Genomic DNA, 24,161 nt, shown 5'->3' with positions numbered 1-24,161 from the left:
TCACTCCGCCTGACGCACCATGGATTCGGCCAGCTCCGACCAGTTCGCTCGCAAACCTTCCCCCGTCGCCTCGGTGAACCGCTGTTCACCGAGGCGACGTCGTGCGGTCTGCTCGACGCGGTCCACGTCCGGATGGGACCGATCCGACAGCCCCCGCACGGCGGTGGCGGCGGCGAGCAACCGGGCGGCCTGCTCGTCGTCGTTCTCCCGTAGCGCCTGGTCGGCCAGCCCGACCAGCATCTGGGCGATCGCGGGCGGGTTACCGGTGGCGGTGGCCGCGTGCAACGACCGGATACGGTGGGCGCGCGCCTCGGCCACATCGTCGGCGAGATAGCCGCGCAGGTCGTGGATGACCGCTTCGAGATACGGTTGGTCGGAGTGCCCGTCGAGCAGGGTCACGGCGATATCGATCTGCCGGAACGACTCCGCCGGATCCTCGTTCCACCGGGCCAGATATGCGCGGGACAACGCCAATTCGGCCAGCGCGCTCGGCCAGGCCGTCCGGTCCGCCCATCGCTGGGCCTCGGCGATCGCGGCCTCGCTCGCCGCCCGATCGCCGGCCAGCCGGTAGAGCTGGGCCTGCCGCGACCGCATCCGGACGATGTCCTCGGTCGCCCCGATCTCGGTGACCACCGCGACCGCCTGATCCAAATAGTCACAGGCTCGGTCGAATTCGCCGCGCATCGCGATCCGGTCCGCGAGTTCGGTAAGGGCGAAGGAGATTCCCCAGCGCTCGCCGACCACACGGAACTCGGTGAGCGCCTGCTCCAGGCAGTGGTCGACAGCGTCCAGGTCGCGGCCCAGCATACTGCGCATCTTGCCCAGCTGTAGGCGGGCCAGCGCCCGCACCCACGGATCCTCGTCCGCGAGTACGGCTTCGAAGGCGGGCAGCACCTCGTCCGGTCCGCCCAGCATGCGTTCGAGGGCCGGGACGAACGCCAGGACCGGATGCCCGGCCCGCTGCCCCCGGCCGTACCGGTTCGCTTCGCGGATCCACTTCTCCACCTGGAACTCGTCACTGCGCCCCGACGTCGCGAAATGCACGACCAACCCGTACACCGTGGCCCGGGTCGCGTCGTCCACCTCGCCGGGGGCGCCGGCCGCGGCGGTGAGCAGCTCCAGGCCCTCGGCCTTGTGGCCGCTGAGCCACCAGTACCAGCCGGCCGCCACCGCGAGCCGCATGGCCTCGGCCGCCCCGTCGGTGAGCGCGCCGCGCATGGCGGCCGCGAGATTGTCGTGCTCGGCTTCGAGTTTCGCCAGCCAGTCCAGTTGGTCGGCGCGCCGCAGCCGGGGTTCGGCGGTGGCGGCGAAGTCGGTGAAGTAGGCGAGATGCGCGCGGCGGGCCTGCTCGGCTTCACCGGCGTCGGTGAGCCGGTCGCGGGCGTACTGCTCGATCGTCATGAGCATCCGGTAGCGCGGCCCGGTGGCACCGGAGTCGGGTACGGCGAGCAGCAGGGATTTCTCGGTCAGCGCGGTGAGCAGCTCGAGCACCTCCCACTGCTCGACGGTGGTTGCCGAATCGAAAGTGCTTGCCGTGCAGACCTGTTCGGCGGCCTCCAGGCTGATGCCGCCAGCGAACACGGCGATCCGGCGCAGCACCGTCCGCTCCGGTTCGGTGAGCAGTTCCCAGCTCCAGTCCACGACCGCCCGCAGGGTGCGGTGGTGTGGCAGGGCGGTGCGGCTGCCGCCGGTCAGCAGCCGGAACCGGTCGTCGAGGCGGTCGGCGAGCTGGTCGAGGGTCATGGTGCGCAGGCGGGCGGCGGCGAGTTCGATCGCCAGCGGGATGCCGTCCAGTGCGCGGCAGACGCGGGCCATGGTCGCCGCGGCCTGCGGGCCGGACGCGAAGTCCGGGCGCACGGCGGTGGCGCGTTCCCGCAGCAGGGCGACCGCGGGGGAGGCCGCGACGGCCGCCGGAGTGGCGTCCGGTGCGGGCAGCGACAACGGCGCGACCTGCCACAGCGCCTCGCCGGTGATGCCGAGCGGTTCGCGGCTCGTGGCGAGGATCCGCAGCCGCCGGCATTCACCGAGCAGCCGGTGGGCGAAGGCGGCCGCGGCCTCGATCACGTGCTCGCAGTTGTCCAGGATGAGCAGGGTTTCGCGGTCGCGGATCGCGGCGACGAGGCGGTCGATCGGGTCGGCGTTCGGCGCGGCGAGCAGTGAGTCGCGCAGTCCCAGTGCGGCCAGGGCGGATCCGGCGAGGTCGCTGCCCGGCCCGGCGGCGGCCAGCTCCACCAGCCACGGTCCGTCGGGCAGGTCGTCGAGCAGGGTGCGCCCGGTTTCGACCGCCAGCCGCGTCTTGCCGGAGCCGCCGAGGCCGGTGATGGTCGTGAGCCGGTGTGCGGCAACGAGTTCGCGCACCGCGGCGATATCGGCGTCCTTGCCGACGTATCCGGTGAGCTCGGCCCGCAGGTTGGTGGTGCGGTCCGGTGCCGGGCCGCCCACCTCGCCGCGCAGCAGGGCGACGTGCAGCGCGGACAGCTCCGGTCCGGGGTCGACACCCAGCTCGTCGGCGAGCGCCTCGCGCGCGGACTGATACACGGTGAGCGCTTCACCGCCGCGCCCGGCGGCGGTGAGTGCCCGCATGAGCGCGGCGACGAGCCGCTCGCGCAACGGATTGCGGGCCACCAGATCGGTCAGCTCGGCCACCAGTCCCGCGCCGAGGCCGAGCCGGATCTCGGTGTCGTACAGGTCTTCCAGCGCGGCGAGCCGCAGTCCGTCGAACCGGGCGACGACGGCGTCGGCCGCCGCGCTCTCGGGCAGGTCCACGTCCTGCAGGGCCGCACCCCGCCACAGCCCGACCGCCTCCCGCAGCAGCCCCGCCCGGCTCGAATCGTCCCCGCCCCGAGCCTGATCCAGCAACCGTTCGAATCGGACCGCGTCCACGTCGGGTGGCTGCACCGCGAGCCGGTACCCGCCGGCCTGACCCTCCAGCGACCCGTCCGGCAGCACCCGCCGCAGCCGCGACACCAGCGCCTGCAAGGCGTTTCCCGCGTCCGCCGGCGTCCGCTCGCCCCAGATCCAGTCCACCAGTGTCGTTTTCGGCACGACCCGTCCCGGCTCCAACGCGAGCGCGATCACCAGCGCCCGCAACCGGCTCCCCGGCACCTCGAGCAGCTCCCCGTCGGCTGCCCGGACTTCGAGCGCTCCAAGCATTCCGATCCGCACTCGGCCATTGTGCCGTGCGCCGCTGACAACCGGCCGCGGGGTTCGGTCGGTCCCGTCGTGGTCGTGGTCGGTCACGATGGCCGACACCGGGGATCGAGAGTTCCGGGGCGAGCCTGGAACCGGCAACCAGGATCGGGTTCGACCGTACCGGGGCCGGTCCGGTGGGAGCCGTGTTTCCAGCGTGGCGTACGCGGTCGGCGCCCAGCCCGCTGTGACAGTGTGTTCGGGCGAACGCGTGCGAATCCGACAGGAAGGTCCGACATGCGAATCAATCTGGCGAGCCTGTTCGTCGACGATCAGGAACGGGCGATGCGGTTCTACACCGAGGTGCTCGGTTTCCGGTTGAAACACGATGTGCCCGTGGGCGCGGACCGATGGTTGACCGTCGTCTCCCCGCAGGATCCCGACGGTACCGAGCTGCTCCTCGAACCCAGCGGGCACCGCGCGGTCCAGCCGTTCAAGCAGGCGCTGGTCGAGGACGGGATCCCGGCGATCTCGTTCGCGGTGGACGACGTCGCCGCGGAATACGAGCGGCTGCGCGGACTCGGCGTGCACTTCACCCAGGAACCGGTCGAGGTCGGCCCGGTCACGGTCGCCGTGTTCCACGACACCTGCGGCAACCTGATCCAGATCGCCCAGCACGCCGCCTGACCGGTGTGCGTTCGCGGCCGGTCGGACCGATGAGTTTCGCTCGCGCGCGCAGTCTCCTCCGCAAGAGGCAATTGCAGAGGAGACACCATGCCGCTCGATATCGAACGTTCGCCCGAACACCTGGTCACCGTCGGTGACATCGAATTGTGTGTGACCACTTTCGGTGATCGGCGGCATCCGGCGGTGGTGCTGCCGAGCACGTCGCGACTGTTCTGGGCGGACTCGTTCTGTGACCGGCTCGCCGCTGCGGGCCGGTTCGTGTTGCGCTACGACATGCGCGACAGCGGCCGCTCGACCACCTACCCGGCCGGTGCTCCCGGCTACAGCCTGCGCGACCTGGCCGCGGACATCGTCGGACTGCTGGAAGCCTTCGACGTGCCGCGGGCCCACCTGGTGGGTTTCTCCGTGGCCGGCTGGATCTGTCAGCTCGCCGCCCTCGACCACCCCGACCGGGTGTCGGCCCTGACGTTGATCGCTACCCGGCCGACGGCCCCCGGCCCGGCGGACCCCGACCTGCCCGAGCACTCCGATCGCGTGCTGGAATTCATGACCGGTACACCCGCCCCGGACTGGTCCGACCGAGCGGCGGTGATCGACTACCAGGTCGCCCAGGCCCGGATACTGGCGGGTGCGAGCGGATTCGACGAAGCCGAGGCGCGAGAGCAGGCCGCGCGAATCACCGACCGCACCACCGATGTCGCCGCCGGCCTGCTCAACGTGGCGTTCGCCCCGGCGGGCGACCGCTGGCGGGAACGGCTCGGCGAACTCACGATGCCGACCCTGGTGGTGCACGGCACCGACGACCCGTTCTTCCCGTACGGCAACGGGCAGGCTCTGGTGCTCGAGATCCCCGGCGCCACCCTGCTTCCGCTGCCGGGCATCGGCCACGAACTCCCGGCCACCACCTGGGATCGGCTGGCGGCCGCCATGCTGGCCCTGCAGCCCGCGTTCACCGGTAACGAAGGCGGGCATGCGAGTTAGTCCCGCCGCGCCGGACGGTCCTGCTGGTGGAGCTGACGTGGGAGGCGCTGGAGCACGCCCGGTTTCGACCGAGCGAAGCTCAGGGGAGCAGCCGCCGGATCAGGGTCAGTGAGTGGGCGAGATGGGCCCGGTCGTCGGCGTCGAGGCGCTGGTCGATGAGGTCGGCGAGGTAGTCGTAGCCGGCGTCGCGTCGTTCCGCGAGCAGCGCGTGGCCGGTGTCGGTGAGGTGCAGGACGCGGCGGCGCAGGTCGGCGGGGTCGACATCGCGGCGGACGAGGCCGCGGTCGACGAGCGCGGAGACCGTGGCGGCGGCCGACTGGTGGGCGATCTTGTCCGCGCGGGCGAGTTCGGCGACCGTGTGCGGTCCCTCCCGGTCCAGCCACTTCAGCACCGACACCTGGGCGAGGGTGAGATCGCGGCCCGGTGACGCGGCCCGCATCGACCGCACCACGGCGCCGACGACCGTCTGCAGTTCGGACGCCAATACCGCTGGATCCGTTGCGCTTTCGCTCATGCCTCGATACAGTACAGGAACACTGCGCAGGTAACCTGTATAAATTCGAGAGGGAGAACTCGACCATCGAGAACGTGCTGATCGACGGACACGAACGAACATTCACCCTGCGGCCACCCGCCACACCCCGGCCGGGCCTGCCGCTGATCCTGGTGCTGCACGGCAACCGCGCGACCGACGGACGCGCGGTCCGCGGCGGTGACGACACCATGCGCCGCTGGACCAGTTTCGATACCCAGGCCGACCGATTCGGCGCGGTCGTGGCCTATCCGGACGCGTTCACCGGCAGCTGGGCCGACGGCCGCGGCGTCACCACCGGTGACGAATCCGGGGTCGACGACGTCGCCTTCCTGCGGGCCGTGATCGACCTGTCGGCCGAGCAGCACGGCACCCGCCCCGATCACACGGTCGTCGCGGGAATCTCCAACGGGGCGTTCATGGCACACCGACTCGCGCTGGAAGCCTCCGATCGGGTCGCCGCCTTCGGCGCGGTCGCCGGTGCGCTGCCCGCGGCACTGTCCGATCTCCGCCCCACCCACTCGGTTTCGGCGCTGCTCATCAACGGGACCGCCGATGCCATGGTCCCGATCGACGGTGGATATTCGCGGCGACGCGGGCCGGACGGCGAACTGCGCGGTCGCACGCACGGACTCGCCGAATCCGCCCGTCGCTGGGCCGACTGGAACGGCTGCGGCACGGTGGCTACCGTCGCGGACCTGCCGGCCGGTGCGGGGCCCGACGAATTCGCGGTCAGCCGATGGGAGGCCGGCGCCGGCGCCGGCGGCACCCGTGTCGCCGCCTGGACCGTGCACGGCATGGGCCACACATGGCCCGGCGCTTCCGTTCCGGCCGCTCTCGCCGCGCTGCAACCCACACCGCGGAACTTCGACGCGGCGGCGGAACTCTGCCGTTTCGCGCTGCCCCAGCTCGCCTCCGCTGACGACCGTCGGCACTGAACGACCGGAGTACTCATGGGATTTCTCGGCACACTGCTGCGCAACCGCCACGCCGGCGACACCGGCCTGACCTGGAACCTGCCCGGCCTCGACGGGCCCGACACGGTGACCCTGTCCAGCCCCGATTTCACCGCGAGCGGCCCGATCCCGCGCATCCATGTCGCGAAACGGGCGGGCGGAGAGAACCTTTCACCGGAACTGCGCTGGTCGGCCACGCCGCCCGGTACGGCCGGCTGGTTGCTCGTGATCGAAGATCCCGACGCGCCCACCACCCGGCCGTTCCTGCACTGCCTGGCCCTGCTGGACCCGGCCCTGACCGGCGTACCGCGGGGCGCCCTCGCCGCCGGAACCACCACGCCGGGTGTCCGGGTGCTGAACACGCGCCTCACCCGCGGCTATCGCGGTCCGGCGCCGATCAAGGGACACGGTCCGCACCGGTACGTCTTCCAGTTGTTCGCCCTCGCTGAACGTCTCGAGACTCCCGAGACGGTGCACTACGCCGAGTTCGTGGCCGGGGTGCCGCCTGTGCTCGCCCGCGGCCGCTACGAGGGCACCTACGAGCGCTGACCTGACGCTCGTCCCCGCTGGGAGGCCCGGTCCGGCGGGATGTGGATGATTGATGCGGTGAAGTACGTTCCACGCGCCGCGCTGTTCCTGGTGATCCCCGCCGCGCTGTTCCTGGTGCCCTGGTGGGTATTGATCTACTGCCCGGTCTCCGGGCCGCTGTTCTGGGCCGGCACCGCTCTGGCCGTGGCCGGATATGTGGGCCTGCCGCTGGCCATGTTCCGTGGGCACGGCCCGAAACAGTCCGACCCGGCCGCGATCGTCGGCGACACCCTGCTGGGCGTGATGTGGGTGCTGTTCAGCTGGTCGGTCGTCGGGGCGGTCGGGCGGACGGTGTTGATCCTGGCCGGTGTCGACGATCCGCTGCGGTCGCGGGTCGTCGCGCTCGGCGTGCTGGTGGTGTCGGCGGCGCTGATCGGGTGGGGCGTCGTGGAGGCACGGCGGGTGCCGCGCGTGCGGACCGTCGAGGTCGCCGTGCCCCGGCTCGGGGCCGGGCTCGACGGACTGCGCATGGTGGTGATCACCGACACCCACTTCGCCGCCCTGGACCGGCGGCGCTGGTCGGAGCGGGTCGTGGCGGTGGTCAACGAGCAGCGAGCCGATATCGCTTGTCACGCAGGTGATCTCGCCGACGGTTCGGTCGCGGCCCGGCGTGCGCAGGTGGAACCGCTGGCGAAGGTGGAAGCCCGGCTCGGCCGGTACTACATCACCGGCAACCACGAATACTTCGGTGACGCACCGGGCTGGATCACCACCATGACCGAATTGGGTTGGCTCCCACTGCACAACCAACACGAGACTCTCACCCACAACGGCGACCGGCTGGTGATCGCCGGCATCGACGACCCCACCGGCAGCGGATTGCCCGGCCACGGACCCGATCTCGACGCCGCCCTCGCCGGCGCCGACCCGCAGCTCCCGGTCGTGCTGCTGGCACACCAGCCGACGCAGGTGCGTGACGCGGTCCGCGCCGGTGTCGCACTGCAGATCTCGGGGCACACCCACGGCGGGCAGATCTGGCCGTTCCACTATCTGGTACGGCTCGAGCAGCCGGTGGTGGCCGGGCTGAGCCGCCACGGTGACCACACCCAGCTCTACACCAGCCGGGGCACCGGATTCTGGGGCCCGCAGCTGCGCGTGTTCGCTCCCAGTGAGATCACCGTACTGGTGCTGCGCGCGGCGTGACGCCGTGACCGGTAGCCGTCACCGATACAGCTGCGCCACAACCCATTCGGTGGTGTTCGGGCTGGATCGCAGGCTCGAGTGGTCGACCGGCGCGCTGCCGGGGAACTGGTCCTCGTAGAACACGTTGGTGACGCCGGGCTCGTCGATGAACGACGAGGTGCCCACCGGCGTCGCCAGCGTGTCGTTCCTGGTGGCCATGATCGAGTACTCGACACCGGGCTGCGCGATCGGACCGTCGCCGAGCGCGGTGACGGCAGGCGCCGCGGAGAGCAGACCGAGAGCGCCGCCGACCCCGAGCAGACCGGCCAGCGGTGGTGCGATCGGCAGGCCCGCGACCAGCTGCGCCGGTGGTACCGGAAGGCCCGGCAGGACCCCGGATCCGTCGGAGCCGTGGGTCTCCGGCGCCAGCTGGATCAGGCTGTGCACGTTCGGGAAACCGCCCAGCACCTTGACGTAGTAGTCGCCGATCACCGCGCCCGCGGAGTGCGCGACGATATCGACCTTCGGTGCGCCGGTGACCGCCCGCACCTCGTCGACGAACTGCGCGACCTGTCGAGCGGAGACGGCCGGGTCGACTGCCCACCGTTGCGTACCGATGATGCCGCCTTGGAAGACGAGAACACACGCTCCCGCCTGCTGCAGCGCGTCCACCATGGGCGCCCATTGTGCGGCGGTGTCCGCCGTCGTGCCGTCGGCGCCCGGCAACACGACGACCGGATAGGGGCGTGAACCGGCCGCACACTCGACCGGCGGCTCGATCACCTGCGCCGCCACGATGTCCGGGACGGTGACCGGCTCGGCACCGGCAGTCGCCGGCGGGCCACCCAGCGCGCCCGACAGCAGTGCCAGCAACGCTCCCGCGTGCGGCCCGAACCGCAGTGCTCCTCTGGTCGCCACCTACCGCCGCCTTCCAGCTGGTGTCAGCGGCCCCCACCGTTCCCCAAGGGGCCGATCGGCATCGAGAGCCAGACGCTATCACGGGCGAAACACGGTGCGGCGGTGCGACCGGCGCCGTGTCGGCACCGGTTTCGGACGCGCGGCGAGCGGTTCAGGCGTCCTTGTGGCAAACCGCTTCGAGCAGCACGCCGTCGTATCCGATCCAGAAGGTGGCGTAGTAGGGCGGCGGGTATTGCGGGAATTCCTGTGGCGGGTGGACGATTTCGTCGCCGTGGGCTCGCGCCCAGTCGTGCACGGTGCGCACCGCGGCGCGCGTGGGCAGCATGAAGGCGAGGTGTTGCAGACCCGCCCGGTCCGCTGCATAGCCCGGCGTGGGAGCGGGATAGAAGAACAGGTGGGTGCCGATCTTGCCCTGGGCGGGGCGGTAGGCGAACTGCGTGTCGTCGCCCAGGTAGCGTTCGTAGTTCAGCAGCGGCATGAGCTCGTCGTAGTAGGCGCGGGCCGCGTTCGGATCGGTGACGTTCACGCCGAGATGTCCCAGTGGCATGTCCGGAATCTACCCCCGATCCGGGCGGCGACCGGCGCCGATTGTCGTAGCCTGGCCGGATGAGGCTGATCCCGCAATTGCCCGCGGCGTTGCACTGGGACCACAACGCCCACTACCACGCTCTGCTGTTGCGGGCGCTCCCGGAGCGGATGGACCGCGCACTCGATGTCGGTTGCGGGACCGGGGTTTTCGCGCGGAAGCTGGCCGCTCGAGCGGGCGCGGTGGACGGGATCGACCGTTCCGCCGCCATGATCGATCTGGCGAGGGCCGAAGGCGGCACCGTGCGCTGGGTGCACGGCGACGTCATGGATTCCGTGGACCTGGCGCCGGACGGATACGACGCGGTCACCGCGATCTCCAGCCTGCACCACATGCCGTTGCGGCCCGCACTGGCTCGCCTGGGATCACTGGTCCGCCCCGGTGGAACGCTCGCCGTCATCGGCATTCCGCGGGTAACCGGGCGCGAAGTACCGTGGGAGGCAATCTCACTGCCCGCCAACGCAGTCATGGGCGTGCTGCGCGCGGCCCAGGGCCGGGCCGGAAAATGGCAGGACATCGGCATGCCGATGCTGGACCCCACGACCACCACCGCCGACGTCCGGTCGGCGGCCCGAGACCTGTTGCCGTCCGCCGTCGTCCGCCGGCATCTGTTCTGGCGTTACTCACTGATCTGGCACAAACCGGCATGACGCCGGGGTCGGTCAGTCGAGGTCGCGGTAGTAGAAGTACATCGGTTCGGTTGCGCCGGGCTCGGTGTTGCTGAAGCCGTGGGCTTCGTAGAATCGGCGGGCGTCGGTGTCCTCGCCGTCGACATTGATCTCCAGGGTTCCGGCGCCGTGGGCGCGGGCCACACCGATCGCGGTCTCCAGTAAGCGATTTCCGAGTCCACAGCGGCGCAGGTCCGGCTGGATGTAGAGCTCGTCGAGCAGTGCGACCGGGCCGTCGAACCACACATTGGGTCGGAACGACAGCACGGCGATTCCCACCGCCGGTTCGCCGCAGAGCAGGACGACGATCGCGTCGCCGGCGAGCAGAGTGGTGAGCCGTGCGGTCAGTGCCTCCACTCCCGGTGTCGGAGTGTCGAATTCGCGATTGAAGTCGTCGAGCAGCCGCGCGGCGGCGCGGGCATCGTCCACGACCGCCCGGCGGATCTGCTGATCACCTACCGTCATGCGCCCACTACAGCACAGCGCGAGTCGATCGTCACCGGCACGAACGGGGACGTGCGCCGGCGGGGCCGGGCCGCTCGCGGTGTGCGGTGCGCGCCGCAACGAAAGTCGCGCACGCACGTGAACCGGTCACGAGAAGGTTGCCGCAGAGGCCCCGGGCGTACCGACGATGCCGGTCGGCCGCGAACCTGTGAACGTGATGCAGCTCACCGCACCAGGTTTCACGCCGTGAACACTCCCGCTACCTGCGGGAATGCGGCGTGATGCGGAGTAGACGGCGGATATTCGAACGATTTCTGTCAGTGGTGCGCGCAATACTTGCCGACGACCGATGAGTTGAGCTCGGCCGCCACGTCTCGAAACAGGAGTGGCCCGCACAGCGCCGCTCGTCGCCGAACTCGCTGATCGAATCCCCGGAGGTTATCCGATGCCAGAACAACCGCCCACGGCCGGCGGTGGCGGCCGCACACCGGCCGTCGTCAGGGTCCTGACCCTCGCGACTTTCGTGGTGATTCTGAACGAGACCGTCATGATCAACGCGATCCCGCGGCTGATGAACGACCTGAAGGTCACCGAGAGCGCCGCCCAGTGGGTGTCGACCGCGTTCATGCTCACTATGGCGTCGGTCATCCCGACCACGGGGTGGTTCCTGCAGCGGGTGTCCACACGCACCGCCTACTCGGTCGCCATGGGCGTCTTCATCACCGGCACCCTGCTCTCCGCCGTCGCGCCGGTGTTCCCGCTGCTGCTGGCCGGTCGCATCGTGCAGGCCTGCGGTACGGCGGTCATGATGCCGCTGCTGATGACCACCCTGATGACGGTCGTTGCCGAACAGGACCGCGGCCGCGTCATGGGCAACGTGACCCTGGCTATCTCGGTGGCCCCCGCGCTCGGCCCGGTGACCTCCGGCCTGGTGTTGCAGGTCGCGTCGTGGCGCTGGCTGTTCGTCATGATGCTGCCGATCGCCGGTGTGGTCACCTGGCTCGGCCTGCGCAAGCTCGACAACATCGGTGAGCCCCAGCCGGGCGCGATCGACTGGACCTCGGTGATGCTGGCGGCCCTCGGCTTCGGTGGGCTGGTGTACGGTCTGAGCCGCTTCGAGGGCGGTAACGCCGCTGTTCCGGGCCTGATCGTGGCCGCGGGTGCGGCGGCGATCGGAGTCTTCGCCTGGCGGCAGATCCGGCTGCAGCGGTCGGGCACCCCGCTGCTGGACCTGCGGGTGCTGCTGGCGCCCACCTACGCCAAGGCGCTGGTGCTGATGGCGGTGGCGTTCCTGGCCATGCTGGGCTCGATGATGCTGCTCCCGCTGTACCTGCAGAACCTGCGCCACCTGTCTCCGCTGGAGACCGGTCTGCTGGTGATGCCGGGCGGCCTGGCGATGGGCCTGCTCGGGCCGTCGGTCGGCAAGGTGTTCGACCGGTTCGGCGCGCGGCTGCTGGTGGTTCCCGGTTCGATCGGCATCGTCGCCGCGCTGGCCGGCTTCACCCAGATCACGCTGACCACGCCGTACTGGATGCTGCTGGTGCTGCACATCCTGCTGATGGTCTCGCTCGCGGCCACCTTCACACCGGTGTTCACCCTGGGCCTGGGCGCCCTGCCGATGCACCTGTACTCGCACGGCAGCTCCATGCTGGGCACCCTGCAGCAGGTGGCGGCCGCCTTCGGCACCGCACTGGTGATCACCCTGATGACGTCCCGCGCCAAGGGCCTCGTGGCGTCGGGCACCGAGCCGCTCACCGCGCATCTGGACGGCATGAAGCTGGCCTTCGGTGTCTCGGCGGCGCTGACGGTGCTGGTCGTGGTGATGGCGGCGCTGCTGCCCAACCGGGCCGAGTCCTCCCCGCACGGCCCGGTCGACGCCGAGCCGGAGTCCGAGCTGGTCCACGGCTGAGGTTCGGAGCCTGCGGGTGCCCCGGTCACGAATCGTGACCGGGGCACCCGCATTTCGGCGCCGGGGTAATTCGTTCGCAAAGGTTTAGCACCGCGGTACGGCGGCAATCTGCTCAACGAACCAGTTATCGGGCGACGACGTGCAGCGGCCGGCTCCGGTCGTGTCGGCCGAAGTAGTCGGCGGGCACGCGTCCGGGGGAGATGAGGTGTCCTGACCGGTGTTTGCTGCGCCGTCACACTCCGGCACGAACCGCTCGCACCGCCGGGTCGCCCCTAGCGACACGCCGTCATCACCGTTCACAGGGCGGTTCGTGGCGACGAATCTGGTTCTGTTACAACCGGACGGTAGTGACGAATCCGAACCCGAGGTGGTCCCGCGGTGACCGATAATGCAACGGAAATCGTTGCGACAGTGGAGGATCCGCGCCCACCGGAGCCAATCGGCAATCGCACGCGCGTCGTGCTGGCCGTGACCGCCGCGGTGTCGCTGCTGCTGACCTTCACACTGGTCGACCCGTGGCTCAACGGGGCCGGGATCCTGGCCGGCGGATTCGATCTGCACATCTATCGCGACGGCGCGTGGAAGATCGCGCACGGTCATCCGCTCTACACCGAGACAACCTTCCGCGGGCTCTCCTACACCTACACACCGTTCTCCACGCTGATCTTCCTGCCGATCCTGGCGGTGCCCTGGGCTGCGGTCCGAGACACCGGCCTGGTCCTCAATTCGGCCGTGCTCTACGGCTGCGTGCTGCTGTGCTGGCGGGTCCTCGGCTACCGGATCACCCCACGGCTCGCGGGCGTGAGCGGATTGCTCGCCCTGACCTGTGTATTCCTGGAACCGGTGCGGTCCACGCTCTACTACGGGCAGATCAACCTGGTGTTGATGGCCCTGGTGCTGTGGACCTTCACCCGCACGCCCGAATCCGACGGCGCGGACCGGGAACTGCGCGGCACCTGGATCGGAGTGGCCGCGGGCATCAAGCTGGTACCGCTGTTCTTCGTGGCGCAGTTGCTGGCGTTGCGGCAGTGGCGAACCGCGGCCGGAACGGCGCTGACATTCGTCGGGACCGTCGTGGTGGCGGGGCTGCTCCTGCCGGACGATTCCCGCCAGTACTGGACGTCCACGTTCTTCGAGGCCGGGCGGATCGCACCGGACACCATGCCCGCCAACCAATCACTGCGCGGCGCGATCGCGCATCTCACCCACCACGCCGTGCCCGCTTGGTTGTGGCTGCTGGTCGCCGCGCCCGTGGCGGTGGCCGGGCTGCTGGCGGGCGCTGAATGGAACCGCCGCGGAGAACCGTTGCTGGCGGTCACGCTGGCCGGCATGACGGCATGTGCGGTGTCGCCGTTCACCTGGAACCACCACTGGGTCTGGTTCGTGCCACTGCTGGTGGATCTGGTCCATCGCGCACAGCGCGCACCAGGCTGGTGGTGGGTCACTGCCGCACTGTATCTGGCGGTCGGTGCCTGGACCTACCAGTGGAACGAGCACTGGGTCGTGGTCGGGCTGTTCCTGTTTCCGCCGCAGTGGCCGGTCGCCCCGATTCTGTTGAACTGTTACGTGATCGTCTATCTGGTGATCCTCGCCGCCGCGATCATCGGGTTGCGCCGCCGGCGCGGGTGACCGGCACACAACGGTCTTCGGGGTCGAAAACGGGCGCTGGCCTGCGCCGACACGGCGACCTGGTCCACCTGGTGCGCCGAGTGACAGGTACCGTCGAGCGCTATGACTTCCTCGGGGACGGCGACGGGTGCGGGGCAGACCAGAGTGTGGGGACCGGCCATATTCGTGGTCGGGGGCCTGCAACTGCTGGTAGTTCTGGACGGGACGGTCGTGGCTCTCGCGCTGCCCCGCATTCGAGAGGCGGTGGGGCTCACCGAGGCTGGCGGCAACTGGATCATCACCGCGTACGTGCTGGCCTTCGGTGGCCTGATGCTGCCGGGCGGCCGACTCGGTGACACCCTCGGGCGCAAACGGGTCTTCGTGGCCGGGGTCGCGGTGTTCACCCTCAGTTCGCTGCTCTGCGGTCTGTCCTGGAACGAGGCGAGCCTGATCACGGGCCGGGCGCTGCAGGGGATCGCGGCGGCGGTGGCGTCCCCGACCGCGATGGCGCTGATCGCTGCCACCTACGCGCCGGGCAAGCCGCGCAGTCAGGCCTTCGGCATCTACGCGGCGCTGACCGGTATCGGGTCCGTCCTCGGCCTGACGGTGGGCGGCCTGCTCGCCGATGTGTCGTGGCGGCTGGTGTTCCTGGTCAATGTGCCGATCGGAACGCTGGTGGTGCTCGGTGCGCTGGTGTATCTGCATGAGTCGCAAGGACATCGGGTGTCGCTCGACGGGCCGGGCGCGCTACTGGTGACCGGCGGCGTCACGGCCGCGGTGTTCGCGGTCAACGAGGGTCCGGCCGGCTGGGGCCGGCTGGTGGTCGTGGTCCCCGCGCTGCTGGCTGTCGTGCTGCTGGTGTTGTTCGTGCGGGTCGAACGGCGCGCCGTGGCGCCGATCCTGCCGTTCAGCCTTTTCCGCAACCACAGCCGGGTGTCCGCGTTGTGCTCGATCCTGGTGATGGGCGCGATCATGATGAGCCTGTCGGTGTACCTGGCCATGTATCTGCAAGGGATCCTGCGGTATTCGCCCACGCAGAGCGGTCTGGCTTCGGTTCCGTTCGCCGTCGGGCTGGCCGCGGCGGCGGCCCTCGCCTCGAATCTGGCGCTGCGTGTGGCTCCGCGCTGGCTGGTGGCGGCCGGCGCGGTGATCATCTGCGCGGGTTGCTTGTTCGCGGCCGCCATCACCACCCATCATCCGGCGTACTTCCCCGGCATCGCGGGCTCGGTTTTCGTGTGCGGCTTCGGATTCGGGCTGGCGTTCATCGCGTTGACGCTCTCGGTCATCGCCGGTGTCGCGGTGACCGAGATCGGCCCGATCACCGCTCTGGCGCAGGTCGCTCAGAACCTCGGTGGCGCAGCGGGATTGGTGGCGGTGGGCGCGGTGGTGGGATCGCACAAAGCGGCGCTCGGCGGCCCGGAGAAAATCCGTGCGGGACTGTCGGATTCGGAGCTGTATCCGTTCGCGGCCGGCTACAGCTGGGCATTCGCCGGCTGCGCCGTTCTGGCGGCGGCGACCGCGGTGCTGGTGTTGTGGATGCGGTTCAGTCCGGCGGATGTGGCAGAGGGACAGAACGCCCAGCAGGCGGCGTCCAGTGATGGTGTGGCCGTACCGGTTTCCGACCGGCCGGTGAGTGCATGAAGCGTTCGGCGTTCCGCCGGTTACCATTCCGGCGTGGCTAGCATCTGCAACTATCCCGGCTGTACCCAGGCGACCGCGCCCGCAGCCGGGCCCGGTCGGCCGCCCGAATACTGCGAGCTGCCGGAGCACACCCGGTGGCGCGCCTGGCGGGAACGGCAACGCCGCCAGGAGGCCGCCGAACCCCAGCCGGTGAATGTCACCGTGACGAAACAGGGTCCGGTCACGGTGGCCCGGCTGCGCGCCGACGAACTGCTCACCGAGTTCCGGACCTTGGCCGAACAGTTCGGTGTCACGATCAATGCCGCAGTGGCGGAACTGAGTACGCTCGCCGATCCCGCGGTGGCCGAAGCGCAGGTGCAGGCGGTCCAGGCCGAGGCCGCCCGCCGTATTGCGGAGGCCGAGGTGGCGACCGTCGCCGCCGAGCAGGGACGCCGGGCCGCGGAGGAGTCCCGCAAGATCGCCGAAGCCGCCGCGGACGACGCGGTCACGGCCGCCGAAGCGGCCGAGGCACGGATCGCCGGCGCGGAATCGGCGCGGGAGGAGGCGCTCGGCGAACTCCGGACGGTCAGCGAACGGGCCGCCGCCGACGTGTTCGCGGCCCGCTCCGAGGCCGAAGCCGAAATCCGTGCCGCCCGAACCGAAGCGGCCGCCGATGTCGAGCGGGCCCGGGAACAGGCCGGCGAGGACATCGCCGCCGCCCGGCGCAACGCCGCCGCCGAGGTGGAGCGAGTGAAACGCGATGCGGCCCAGCAGCTCACGGCCGCGGCGGCCGAGCGGGACATGGCCGTGCAGCGCGCCGCGGACGCCGAGCGGGCCATCGGCCGCGCCGAAGCGGCTGTCGCCGAGCGCAATCAGGCAGTCGCCGAGCTGCGGGAGGAACTGCACCGCGTACGAGCGGAATTGGATGCGGCGCGTGCCGAGCTGACCCGGGTCCGCGACCGTGCCGCGAGCGATATGGGCTCGCTCCGAACCGAATTTGCCGCGGCGCTGGCCCGAACCGAACGCGAAGCCGCCGACCGGATCGCCGCCCTCGACGAGGCGCGCGCGCAGACCCTCGCGCGAGCCGAGCGGGCCGAACGTCAAGTCGACGATCTGACCGCCGCCGCCCGCCAGCAGCCGCCGGCCGGGCGCTGACGCCGCACGCAACCGTGGTCGCCGGTCGTACCGCAGCTGCGGCCCAGGGCGACATCCGTTGCGGCAGCCACTGTTCGGTGGCGACTGTTCGGCGGCCGCAGCTGGATGCCGCGGCGGTGCTGGATGCCGCGGCTGACAGTGACCGCTGGCTGGGGCAGATCGCTGGCTAGGGCAGATCCACGGCTAGGGCAGATCCACGCTAAGGCAGATCCACGGCCGTCGGGTGCAGCGGCTGATACAGGCCCAGATCGCCGAAGCCCGGCACGGCCAGGGTGGTCAGCCGACCCCAGCGCTGTTCGCTCACCTCGCTGGTGAATTCGACGCCCTTGGCGGTCAGGTCCGCCATTGTCGCGGCCAGGTCGTCGCACATCAGGTACAGCTCGGCCCGGCCGCTCTCGCCGGGCTCGGCCGGGTGGACGGCCAGTTCGGCCGGGGGTGCCTGGAAGATCAGCCAGCCGCCGCCCGCGTCGACGTGGGCGAAGCCCAGCACGTCACGGAAGAACGCCCGTGCCCGCTCGGCGTCGGCGGCATAGCAGATGGTGTGCGCACCGATGATCATGCGCGCACCGTACCAAGGAGATCGCCCGGATCAGTTCTTCCGCGCGTGCGCGGCGGCGATGAGCTGCTGCCAGACGGTGGGCTCCTGGGTGGCGGCACCGATGGTGGTCAGGCCCGCGGTTCCCGGTTCGGGCTCGGGCCACCAGCGGACGCAGGGCCGCAGGCCGGGCTCGAGCACCTCCAGATCGCCGAACAGCGAGCGGATCTCGGCGTCGTTGCGCCAGCGGCCGCGGCCGAACGTGGACTGCAGCTTGGCCTCGGCGGCGCGGGTCTCGTCGTTGTCGCCGGAGCGGAAGTGTGAGATGTAGACCTGGCTGCCGACCGGCACCTCGCCGGCCCAGTACCGCACCACGCCGGCGGGGTCCTCGTCGTCGTTGAGGTGGTGCAGGATCGCGCTGAACACCACACCGACCGGTTCGCTGAAGTCGATCAGCCGCTCGACCTCGGGGTTCGCGCGGATCGCTTCCGGGTCGCGCAGGTCGGCGGTGATCACGGTGGTGGCGCCGTCGGTGGCGAGCAGGGCGCGGCTGTGCGCCAGCACGATCGGGTCGTTGTCCACGTAGACGACCCGGCTGTCCTCGTCGAAGCGCTGCGCGACCTGGTGCACGTTGTCGACGCTGGGCAGCCCGCTGCCGAGATCGATGAACTGCCGGATGCCCGCGTGCGACATGGCGGTGATCGCGCGGATCAGGGCCTGCCGGTTGGAGTGCGCGATCGCCACGGAACCGGGCAGATCCTTCTTGAAGAAGTCGCCGACCTCGCGGTCTACCGCGTAGTTGTCCTTCCCGCCGAGGAGGTAGTCGTAGACGCGCGCGATGCTGGGTTTGGACTGATCGATCCGCGCCGTACTGTCGGTCATGCTGCACCCCTGTTCGAAGAGTCCGATGTGGGACCGATGATAGGCGCCCGGTCGGTCGACCGGACGCGAGCTGCATTGTGCCACAGCACAAATGGACCGTCCGACCAGTTCGCCGGGAGGCGGGGCCGTGATTTGCGCGAGGTCCGCGCCGGGTTACTGGGGACGGTAGCGGGCGCGCAGGTGGAAGCGTTCTCCCTGCGGGCCCATGATGCTGAGGAACTCGACCGGTTGCGGATCGGCGGTGCCGAACCAGTGCGGGAGGTGGGTGTCGAATTCGGCGACCTCGCCGGGTCCGAGGGTGAGGTCGTTGTCGCCGAGAATCAGGCGCAGCCGGCCGTTGAGGACGTAGATCCAGTGGTAGCCCTCGTGGGTGCGCGGGTCGGGGATGCTGGACCGGTCGGTGGGGGACATGATCAGCTTCTGGACCTGCAGGCCGCCCGGCTTGTTGGTGAGCGGGACGGCGGTCATGCCGTGATAGGAGATCGGGCGCAGGTGCACCCGCGGGTCACCGCTGGGTGGCGCGTTGACCAGTTCGTCGAGCGGTACCTGATGGGCCTTGGCGAGCGGGAGCAGCAGTTCGAGCGTGGGCTTGCGCCGCCCGGATTCGAGCCGGGACAGGGTGCTGAGCGGGATTCCGGTGGTGTCGCTGAGGGCGGCGAGGGTCAGCCCGGCACGGCGCCGCAGTTCCCGCAACCGTGGCCCGACTTCGGTGAGCACCGAGTCGAATTCGTCCGCCACATGTCCATTCCAGATTCGGCCCCGGCAATTGTCAAGGCACCTGTCGCGGCGGTGATCAGCCGCGCAGCACGGTACGCAGGGCCCGCTTCAGACCGGCCGCGGTGTCCGGTTCGAGCGCGGCCAGGAACCGGCCCTCGGCCCGATCGGCGGCGGCGCGCGCCTCGGCTCGCACCGTCTCGCCGCGCGGGGTCATTTCGACGATATTGACCCGGCGGTCGGCGGGGTTGGGGTGGCGGCTCAGCAGCTGTTTGCGTTCGAGTTCGTCGAGCAGGGCGACCATGGTGGTCCGGTCGACGCCGAGGCGTGCGGCCGCCTGCTGCTGCGAGATCGGTTCGTTACCGGCGACGACGGTCAGCACCGCTAGCTCACGGCCGCTGACCGGGTGCTCGGCCAGTTCGGCCGCGACCAGCTCGTTCAGGCGCAGATGGGCGTGCTTCAGCAGGTAGACAAGGCTTTCCGGCGGATCGGTCGACGGGGTTCCGGCTGCTGTGGACACCGGCTCATGGTAGCGCCTACGATATTGTCAGTTTTACTGATGATCAGTAGAACTGAAGGAATTCAGAGGGGAACGCATGATCCTGATAACCGGCGGCCTGGGCTTCATCGGCGCGCACACCACCCGCGCCCTGCTCGACCTGGGCGCGGACTGTGTGGCCGTGCAGCGTGGCGCCCGGCCGGCGACCGCGTTCGAGGTCGAACTGGGCAAGCGAGTCTTCGTGGAGCAGGCCGACATTCGCGATCGGGACCGGCTGCGCGCACTGTGCGAGCGATACCGGCCGACGGCGATCGTGCACCTGGCCGGGTCGGTCCCGTGGCCGCCCGGTGGTGCCGATCCGGTGGCCGACGCCCTCGCGGCCGTCGAATCCCTGCTGCGCGTGCTGGATGTCGCCCGGGAGCGATCGATCCGGGTCGCGGTCGCGAGCACGATCGGCGTATACGGCGGCATCGCCGACCCCGGTCCCTGGCACGAGGACCTGCCGCTCGCGCCGCGCGCGCTGCACCCGATCCCGGCGTTCAAGAAGATCGGCGAACTGCTGTCCGATCACCTCGCGGACACGGCCGGCCTGGACGTCGTGAACCTGCGCATCGCCGGAATCTGGGGCCCCGGCGGACATCCGGTGTCCCGGTTCATGGCCGCACCGCAACTGCTGCACGCCGCCGCCCACGGCACTGCGCCGGAACTGACCGGCCCGCTGTACGCGGACGACGGCATCGACCTGTGCTACGTGAAGGACTGCGCCCGGGCGATCGCGCTGCTCGCCACGGCCGAGCGGCTGCACCACCGCGTCTACAACATCGGCGGCGGCCGCCACACCACCAACGCCGAGGTCGTCCACGCGCTGACCGAGCTGGTACCGCGGTTCGCGGTGGAGATCCGGCCCGGACACGGGCCGCAGCCCACGAGCGGCACCGAATATCTGGCCATCGACCGGTTGGTCGCCGATACCGGATACCGCCCGCACTATCCGGTATCGAGCGCGGCGGCCGACTATCTGGCGTGGCTGCGAGCCGGAAATCCGCGCTAGTGGCGGCGGACGCGGGCGGCCAGCGCCGCGCGGAGCGGGCGAACGTGGACGCCCTCGGTCGCCAGCCGCCGCCGCGCCTTCATCCGGGTGATCAGGACGCCGGTCACCGCGAGGATCCAGATCGGGTACTGGCAGAGCCAGGCCAGCCGGAAGGCGTCGAAGCGGTAGCCGCCGTGACGCTCGAGCACCACGCCCATGGCCTCGATGACCAACAGGGTCGCCAGGAAACCGCCGATATTGACCATGCCCTGGGCCGTGCCCAGCCGGGCGCCCGGGTGGAACATGCGGGCGTAGTCGAATCCGATCATGGATCCGGGCCCGCCGACCGAGATGACGATGATCAGCAAGGTCAGCAACCACAGCGGGGACGGTGAATTCCGCAGCAGCACCACGGTCCACATGCCGGCGGCGGCCAGGATGATCGTGAGGACCAGTACAGATCGCCGCAGCGGATAGCGCGCGCTCAGCACGCCCAGCACCGGTCCGGCGGCGAGCGCGGTGAGCACCGAGACGGTCAGCAGCAGACCGGCAGTCGACCGCGAAAGATGCTGTGCCGAAACCAGATACGGCACACCCCACATGAGCGCGAAGGTGGTGGTGGAGAACTGGGTGCCCATGTGGGAGAAGAAGCCCAGCCGCGTCCCCGGGTGCGACCACACCTGCCGGACGAGCTGCCGCAGGGTGTGCGTCTCGGTTTCGACGGCGACCGGTTCGTGTCCGGGCGGGACGTCGCGGATCACGGTCAGCGCCAGCACCGCCGCCAGCACCGACAACGCCGTCACGCTCGTGTACGCCGCCGACCAGCCGTCGCCGTGCAGCAGGGCCAGGAACGGCAGCGCGGACAGGATCTGCCCGAGCTGCCCCAGCATTCCGGTGAGCTGCACGATCAGTGGGCCGCGCCGGGGCGGGAACCAGGCGGGGATCAGCCGGATCACCGAGATGAAGACCATGGCGTCGCCGGAGCCGACCAGGACGCGACCGAAGATCGCGGCGGGCAGCGCCGCGGTGGTCGCCAGCAATCCCTGCCCGGTGGCCATGATCAGCGATCCGGCGACGATCATGGCCCGGGAGCCGAACCGGTCCAACAGCAGGCCGGACGGAATCTGCATGCCCGCGTACAACGCGACCTGCAACACCACGAACCCCGACAGCACCGCCGGGTCGGCGTGGAACCGCGAGGCCGCCTCCAGCCCGGAGACCCCGAACGAGGTCCGCTGCAGCACCGCGACGACATAGGCGCCGACCCCGACACCCCAGACCAGATATGCGCGTTTCACGATGCGAGGGTAATCCGCCAGCTAACGATCGCCCGCAACGCCGACGCGCGAACCGTGTTGCCGCCGATGCCGCACCGCATCGCGTGCAGCCGGTGGACGCACGCAGCCGGGGTGCGTCCACCGGGATCCGCTCAGCTCGACGCGAGTTCCGGTTCCGGCGCGACGGTCGCGACCGGCGGAACCCGCCGGGCCGCAAGGGTCGTGGCGACCACGACGGCGGCCAGGACCACGAAGCCGGCGGTCCAGCCCGCGGCAACGTGCGCCGCGTGCAGGAATGCGTCGTCGGCAGCCGCGACGAGTCCGGGGTCGCCGGTGGTGCGGGCGACGTGGCGCGCCGATTCGGCCGATACCCGGGCGGCGTCGCGCACCGCGGGCGGCCGGGCGGCGACGGCAGACTCGATCGCGCCCTGATAGACGAGCGTGGTGATGGTCCCGCCCACCGCGATGCCGAGCACGCTGCCGGTCTGGCGCAGGGTGCTGTTGACGGCACTGCCCGCACCGGCCCGCGCGGGCGGCAGCGATCCCAGGACCGCCCCGGTCAGCGGTGCGGTGACCATGCCGGTCGCGGTGCCCTGGACGAACATCAGGACCTCGAACAACACGATCGAGGTGTGCAGCCCGTAGCCACAGACCGCGGCCATGCACGCCGCGGTGATCAGCAGCGCGAGGGTCGACACCACCCGGGCCGACGAACGTCGCACCAGACGCACCGACAGCGGTGACCCGATCATCACGCCGGCCGCGGCGGGCAGCATCAGCAGCCCGGATTGCAGGGCACTGAGCTGCCGCGGCCCCTGCAGATAGAACGCGCCGTAGAACGACGAGCCGGTCATGGCCAGGAACAGCAGCATCAGCGCGATATTGCCGCCGGCGAACGCGCGATCCCGTAGTAGCCGCGGATCGAAACTGGGCGCGGGCACCCGGAGTTCGACGAGTACGAACCCCGCCAGCACGAGCAGTCCGGCCACGATGGTTCCCCAGACGGCCGGCCGGGCGAACGACCCGTCCTGGCCGGCGCGGATCAGGCCGTAGGCCAGGGCGCCGAGTCCCGCGATGGACAGTGCCAGTCCGGGCAGATCGAGTCGCCGGGCCACGGGACTGCGGAAGTTCGGCACCACGAGCGCGATGCACACCGTGCCGACCAGCACGACGGGCACGTTCACAATGAATACCGAACCCCACCAGAACTTCTGCAGCAGCAGCCCCGACAGCACCGGTCCGGCGGCGATGCCGACGCCGGCGAACGCGGACATCGCGCCGTAGGCGGCGGCCCGCTGGGCGGGTTCGAAGGTCCAGCTGATCACCGCCATGGTGGCGGGCATGAGCAGTGCCGCACCGACTCCCATGGCGACGCGGGCGGCGGTGAGCTGGTCGGGGCTGCCGGCGTAGGCGGCGACGACCGAGGCGAGGCCGAAGACGGCCATGCCGGTGAGCAGGGTGTTGCGGTGGCCGAAGCGGTCGCCGAGCGCGCCGCCGGTGAAGGTGAGGGTGGCGAAGACCAGGGTGTACGCGCCGGTGGCCCACTGCAATTGGCCGGGGGTGGCGCCGAGGCCGCGGACCGGGTCGGCCAGGGTCTCGAAGGCGTTGGTGAGGATGGTGCCGTCGAGCCAGATCAGGAGCTGGGAGAACAGCAGCATGCGCAGGATGGTGCGCTGCCGGCTCGGCGGGAGTGCGGGGGAGGAGGACACGTCGAAAGCCCTTCCGGGACAGGGAGATCTGCGGGATATGATCGACAAGTACTTGACGGAGATAGCATCACCAATTTGTCAGGTACTTGTCAATATGTCGACGCGTAGATTCGTGGGTGCCCGATGTCGAGCCGGAGGTGTCAGTGGAGTCGATGCAGGAGGACTACCCGGTCCTGAGCTTCCTGGTGCGCCGGGTCTGGCTCGGTATGCGCGCGACCATCGGCGAGGAACTGGCCCGATTCCAGCTCACCGTCCCGCAATTCGCGACCCTGATCATCCTCGCCGACCATCCCGACGTCTCGGTCTCCGATGTCGCCCGCCACGTCGGCTCCAGCCGCCAGGCCGCCAACGAGATGCTCGCCGGACTCGAACGGCAGGACCTCATCGTGCGCAGCCCACATCCGGTCGACCGCCGCAAGCACGTCCTCGAGATCACCGCCCAGGGCCGCAAACGCCTCGCCGAGGCCAGGCCCGCCGTCGAGCGCCGCGAACGCGAGCTGGAAGCCGAGATCGCGCCCGAACATCGGGCCGCGGTGCGGAAGTGGTTGGTGCAGTTGGCCGCCAGCTGCGTCGCCGATCCGTTCGATCCACGGAGCTGACCTCGCCGCCGCC

23 protein-coding genes are annotated in these 24,161 nt (G+C 70.3%); 12 read left to right on the top strand and 11 right to left on the bottom strand.

What is annotated here, in order from left to right; all coding sequences use genetic code 11:
• Window positions 1–3,165 carry a BTAD domain-containing putative transcriptional regulator gene (locus tag EBN03_RS09580; RefSeq protein ID WP_122187875.1) on the bottom strand — a complete coding sequence of 1,055 codons (3,165 nt, stop codon included), beginning with the start codon at window positions 3,163–3,165 and terminating at the stop codon, window positions 1–3.
• Between the two features lie 261 nt (window positions 3,166–3,426).
• Between EBN03_RS09580 and EBN03_RS09575 the strand changes: the two genes are divergently transcribed.
• On the top strand, window positions 3,427–3,816 hold the full coding sequence (locus EBN03_RS09575; RefSeq protein WP_122187591.1) for a VOC family protein: 390 nt from the start codon (window positions 3,427–3,429) through the stop codon (window positions 3,814–3,816).
• Between the two features lie 87 nt (window positions 3,817–3,903).
• Window positions 3,904–4,797 carry an alpha/beta fold hydrolase gene (locus EBN03_RS09570; protein ID WP_122187590.1) on the top strand — a complete coding sequence of 298 codons (894 nt, stop codon included), beginning with the start codon at window positions 3,904–3,906 and terminating at the stop codon, window positions 4,795–4,797.
• Window positions 4,798–4,876: 79 nt separating this feature from the next.
• Here EBN03_RS09570 and EBN03_RS09565 read toward each other — a convergent pair whose 3' ends face one another.
• Window positions 4,877–5,311 (bottom strand): MarR family winged helix-turn-helix transcriptional regulator, encoded by a 435-nt coding sequence (locus EBN03_RS09565; RefSeq protein ID WP_158675574.1) that lies wholly within the window; start codon window positions 5,309–5,311, stop codon window positions 4,877–4,879.
• A gap of 74 nt (window positions 5,312–5,385) precedes the next feature.
• Here EBN03_RS09565 and EBN03_RS09560 point away from each other — a divergent pair, with 74 nt between their 5' ends.
• The 3 genes from EBN03_RS09560 to EBN03_RS09550 are packed head-to-tail and all read left to right on the top strand — an operon-like array spanning window position 5,386 to window position 8,016.
• On the top strand, window positions 5,386–6,267 hold the full coding sequence (locus EBN03_RS09560) for an alpha/beta hydrolase family esterase (RefSeq protein WP_158675573.1): 882 nt from the start codon (window positions 5,386–5,388) through the stop codon (window positions 6,265–6,267).
• A 15-nt stretch (window positions 6,268–6,282) separates the two neighbouring features.
• Window positions 6,283–6,834, top strand: a complete 552-nt coding sequence (locus tag EBN03_RS09555; protein ID WP_122187588.1) for a YbhB/YbcL family Raf kinase inhibitor-like protein — start codon at window positions 6,283–6,285, stop codon at window positions 6,832–6,834.
• Between the two features lie 57 nt (window positions 6,835–6,891).
• Complete coding sequence (locus EBN03_RS09550) at window positions 6,892–8,016, top strand: metallophosphoesterase (protein WP_233608274.1); 1,125 nt, start codon at window positions 6,892–6,894, stop codon at window positions 8,014–8,016.
• An 18-nt stretch (window positions 8,017–8,034) separates the two neighbouring features.
• Here EBN03_RS09550 and EBN03_RS09545 read toward each other — a convergent pair whose 3' ends face one another.
• Both EBN03_RS09545 and EBN03_RS09540 read right to left on the bottom strand, forming a co-directional pair.
• Window positions 8,035–8,913 carry an esterase/lipase family protein gene (locus EBN03_RS09545; protein WP_147471500.1) on the bottom strand — a complete coding sequence of 293 codons (879 nt, stop codon included), beginning with the start codon at window positions 8,911–8,913 and terminating at the stop codon, window positions 8,035–8,037.
• A 151-nt stretch (window positions 8,914–9,064) separates the two neighbouring features.
• Window positions 9,065–9,460, bottom strand: a complete 396-nt coding sequence (locus EBN03_RS09540; protein WP_122187586.1) for a VOC family protein — start codon at window positions 9,458–9,460, stop codon at window positions 9,065–9,067.
• Window positions 9,461–9,519: 59 nt separating this feature from the next.
• Between EBN03_RS09540 and EBN03_RS09535 the strand changes: the two genes are divergently transcribed.
• Window positions 9,520–10,149: a class I SAM-dependent DNA methyltransferase gene (locus EBN03_RS09535; RefSeq protein WP_122187585.1), complete on the top strand. Its 630-nt coding sequence runs from the start codon at window positions 9,520–9,522 to the stop codon at window positions 10,147–10,149.
• 12 nt (window positions 10,150–10,161) lie between these two features.
• Here EBN03_RS09535 and EBN03_RS09530 read toward each other — a convergent pair whose 3' ends face one another.
• Complete coding sequence (locus tag EBN03_RS09530; protein ID WP_122187584.1) at window positions 10,162–10,632, bottom strand: GNAT family N-acetyltransferase; 471 nt, start codon at window positions 10,630–10,632, stop codon at window positions 10,162–10,164.
• A gap of 424 nt (window positions 10,633–11,056) precedes the next feature.
• On the opposite strand from EBN03_RS09530, the gene EBN03_RS09525 reads away from it, so the two are divergent.
• The 4 genes from EBN03_RS09525 (at window position 11,057) to EBN03_RS09510 (ending at window position 16,903) form a co-directional block, all read left to right on the top strand.
• Window positions 11,057–12,520, top strand: a complete 1,464-nt coding sequence (locus tag EBN03_RS09525) for an MDR family MFS transporter (RefSeq protein ID WP_122187583.1) — start codon at window positions 11,057–11,059, stop codon at window positions 12,518–12,520.
• 378 nt (window positions 12,521–12,898) lie between these two features.
• The gene (locus EBN03_RS09520) at window positions 12,899–14,149 is read left to right on the top strand and encodes a glycosyltransferase 87 family protein (RefSeq protein ID WP_233608273.1); all 1,251 of its coding nucleotides are present in this window, start codon (window positions 12,899–12,901) and stop codon (window positions 14,147–14,149) included.
• 102 nt (window positions 14,150–14,251) lie between these two features.
• On the top strand, window positions 14,252–15,769 hold the full coding sequence (locus tag EBN03_RS09515) for an MFS transporter (RefSeq protein WP_122187582.1): 1,518 nt from the start codon (window positions 14,252–14,254) through the stop codon (window positions 15,767–15,769).
• A gap of 33 nt (window positions 15,770–15,802) precedes the next feature.
• The gene (locus EBN03_RS09510; RefSeq protein WP_233608272.1) at window positions 15,803–16,903 is read left to right on the top strand and encodes a coiled-coil domain-containing protein; all 1,101 of its coding nucleotides are present in this window, start codon (window positions 15,803–15,805) and stop codon (window positions 16,901–16,903) included.
• Between the two features lie 199 nt (window positions 16,904–17,102).
• Here EBN03_RS09510 and EBN03_RS09505 read toward each other — a convergent pair whose 3' ends face one another.
• The 4 genes from EBN03_RS09505 to EBN03_RS09490 all read right to left on the bottom strand — a co-directional run bounded on the left by EBN03_RS09505 (window position 17,103) and on the right by EBN03_RS09490 (window position 19,554).
• Window positions 17,103–17,462, bottom strand: coding sequence for a VOC family protein (locus EBN03_RS09505; RefSeq protein ID WP_122187581.1), 360 nt, complete (start codon window positions 17,460–17,462; stop codon window positions 17,103–17,105).
• Between the two features lie 30 nt (window positions 17,463–17,492).
• Window positions 17,493–18,320, bottom strand: coding sequence for an SAM-dependent methyltransferase (locus EBN03_RS09500; protein ID WP_122187580.1), 828 nt, complete (start codon window positions 18,318–18,320; stop codon window positions 17,493–17,495).
• A 153-nt stretch (window positions 18,321–18,473) separates the two neighbouring features.
• Entirely contained in the window at window positions 18,474–19,058 is a 585-nt protein-coding gene (locus EBN03_RS09495; protein WP_122187579.1) for a helix-turn-helix domain-containing protein, read from the bottom strand.
• Between the two features lie 55 nt (window positions 19,059–19,113).
• Entirely contained in the window at window positions 19,114–19,554 is a 441-nt protein-coding gene (locus EBN03_RS09490; RefSeq protein ID WP_122187578.1) for a MarR family winged helix-turn-helix transcriptional regulator, read from the bottom strand.
• Window positions 19,555–19,630: 76 nt separating this feature from the next.
• Between EBN03_RS09490 and EBN03_RS09485 the strand changes: the two genes are divergently transcribed.
• The gene (locus tag EBN03_RS09485; protein WP_122187577.1) at window positions 19,631–20,584 is read left to right on the top strand and encodes an NAD-dependent epimerase/dehydratase family protein; all 954 of its coding nucleotides are present in this window, start codon (window positions 19,631–19,633) and stop codon (window positions 20,582–20,584) included.
• Here EBN03_RS09485 and EBN03_RS09480 read toward each other — a convergent pair.
• Together EBN03_RS09480 and EBN03_RS09475 are read right to left on the bottom strand one after the other, a co-directional pair.
• The gene (locus EBN03_RS09480; RefSeq protein ID WP_122187576.1) at window positions 20,581–21,861 is read right to left on the bottom strand and encodes an MFS transporter; all 1,281 of its coding nucleotides are present in this window, start codon (window positions 21,859–21,861) and stop codon (window positions 20,581–20,583) included. The genes EBN03_RS09485 and EBN03_RS09480 overlap by 4 nt on opposite strands.
• Before the next feature lie 131 nt (window positions 21,862–21,992).
• Complete coding sequence (locus tag EBN03_RS09475; RefSeq protein ID WP_199742691.1) at window positions 21,993–23,549, bottom strand: MFS transporter; 1,557 nt, start codon at window positions 23,547–23,549, stop codon at window positions 21,993–21,995.
• 152 nt (window positions 23,550–23,701) lie between these two features.
• On the opposite strand from EBN03_RS09475, the gene EBN03_RS09470 reads away from it, so the two are divergent.
• Entirely contained in the window at window positions 23,702–24,148 is a 447-nt protein-coding gene (locus tag EBN03_RS09470) for a MarR family winged helix-turn-helix transcriptional regulator (protein ID WP_122187869.1), read from the top strand.
• Window positions 24,149–24,161: the final 13 nt, after the last annotated feature.

This window comes from Nocardia stercoris (genome assembly GCF_003696265.1).
In the GTDB taxonomy this organism is placed as follows: domain Bacteria; phylum Actinomycetota; class Actinomycetes; order Mycobacteriales; family Mycobacteriaceae; genus Nocardia; species Nocardia stercoris.
The sequence above is the reverse complement of the archived record's forward strand: the minus strand, read 5'-3'. Positions and strand labels throughout refer to the sequence as shown.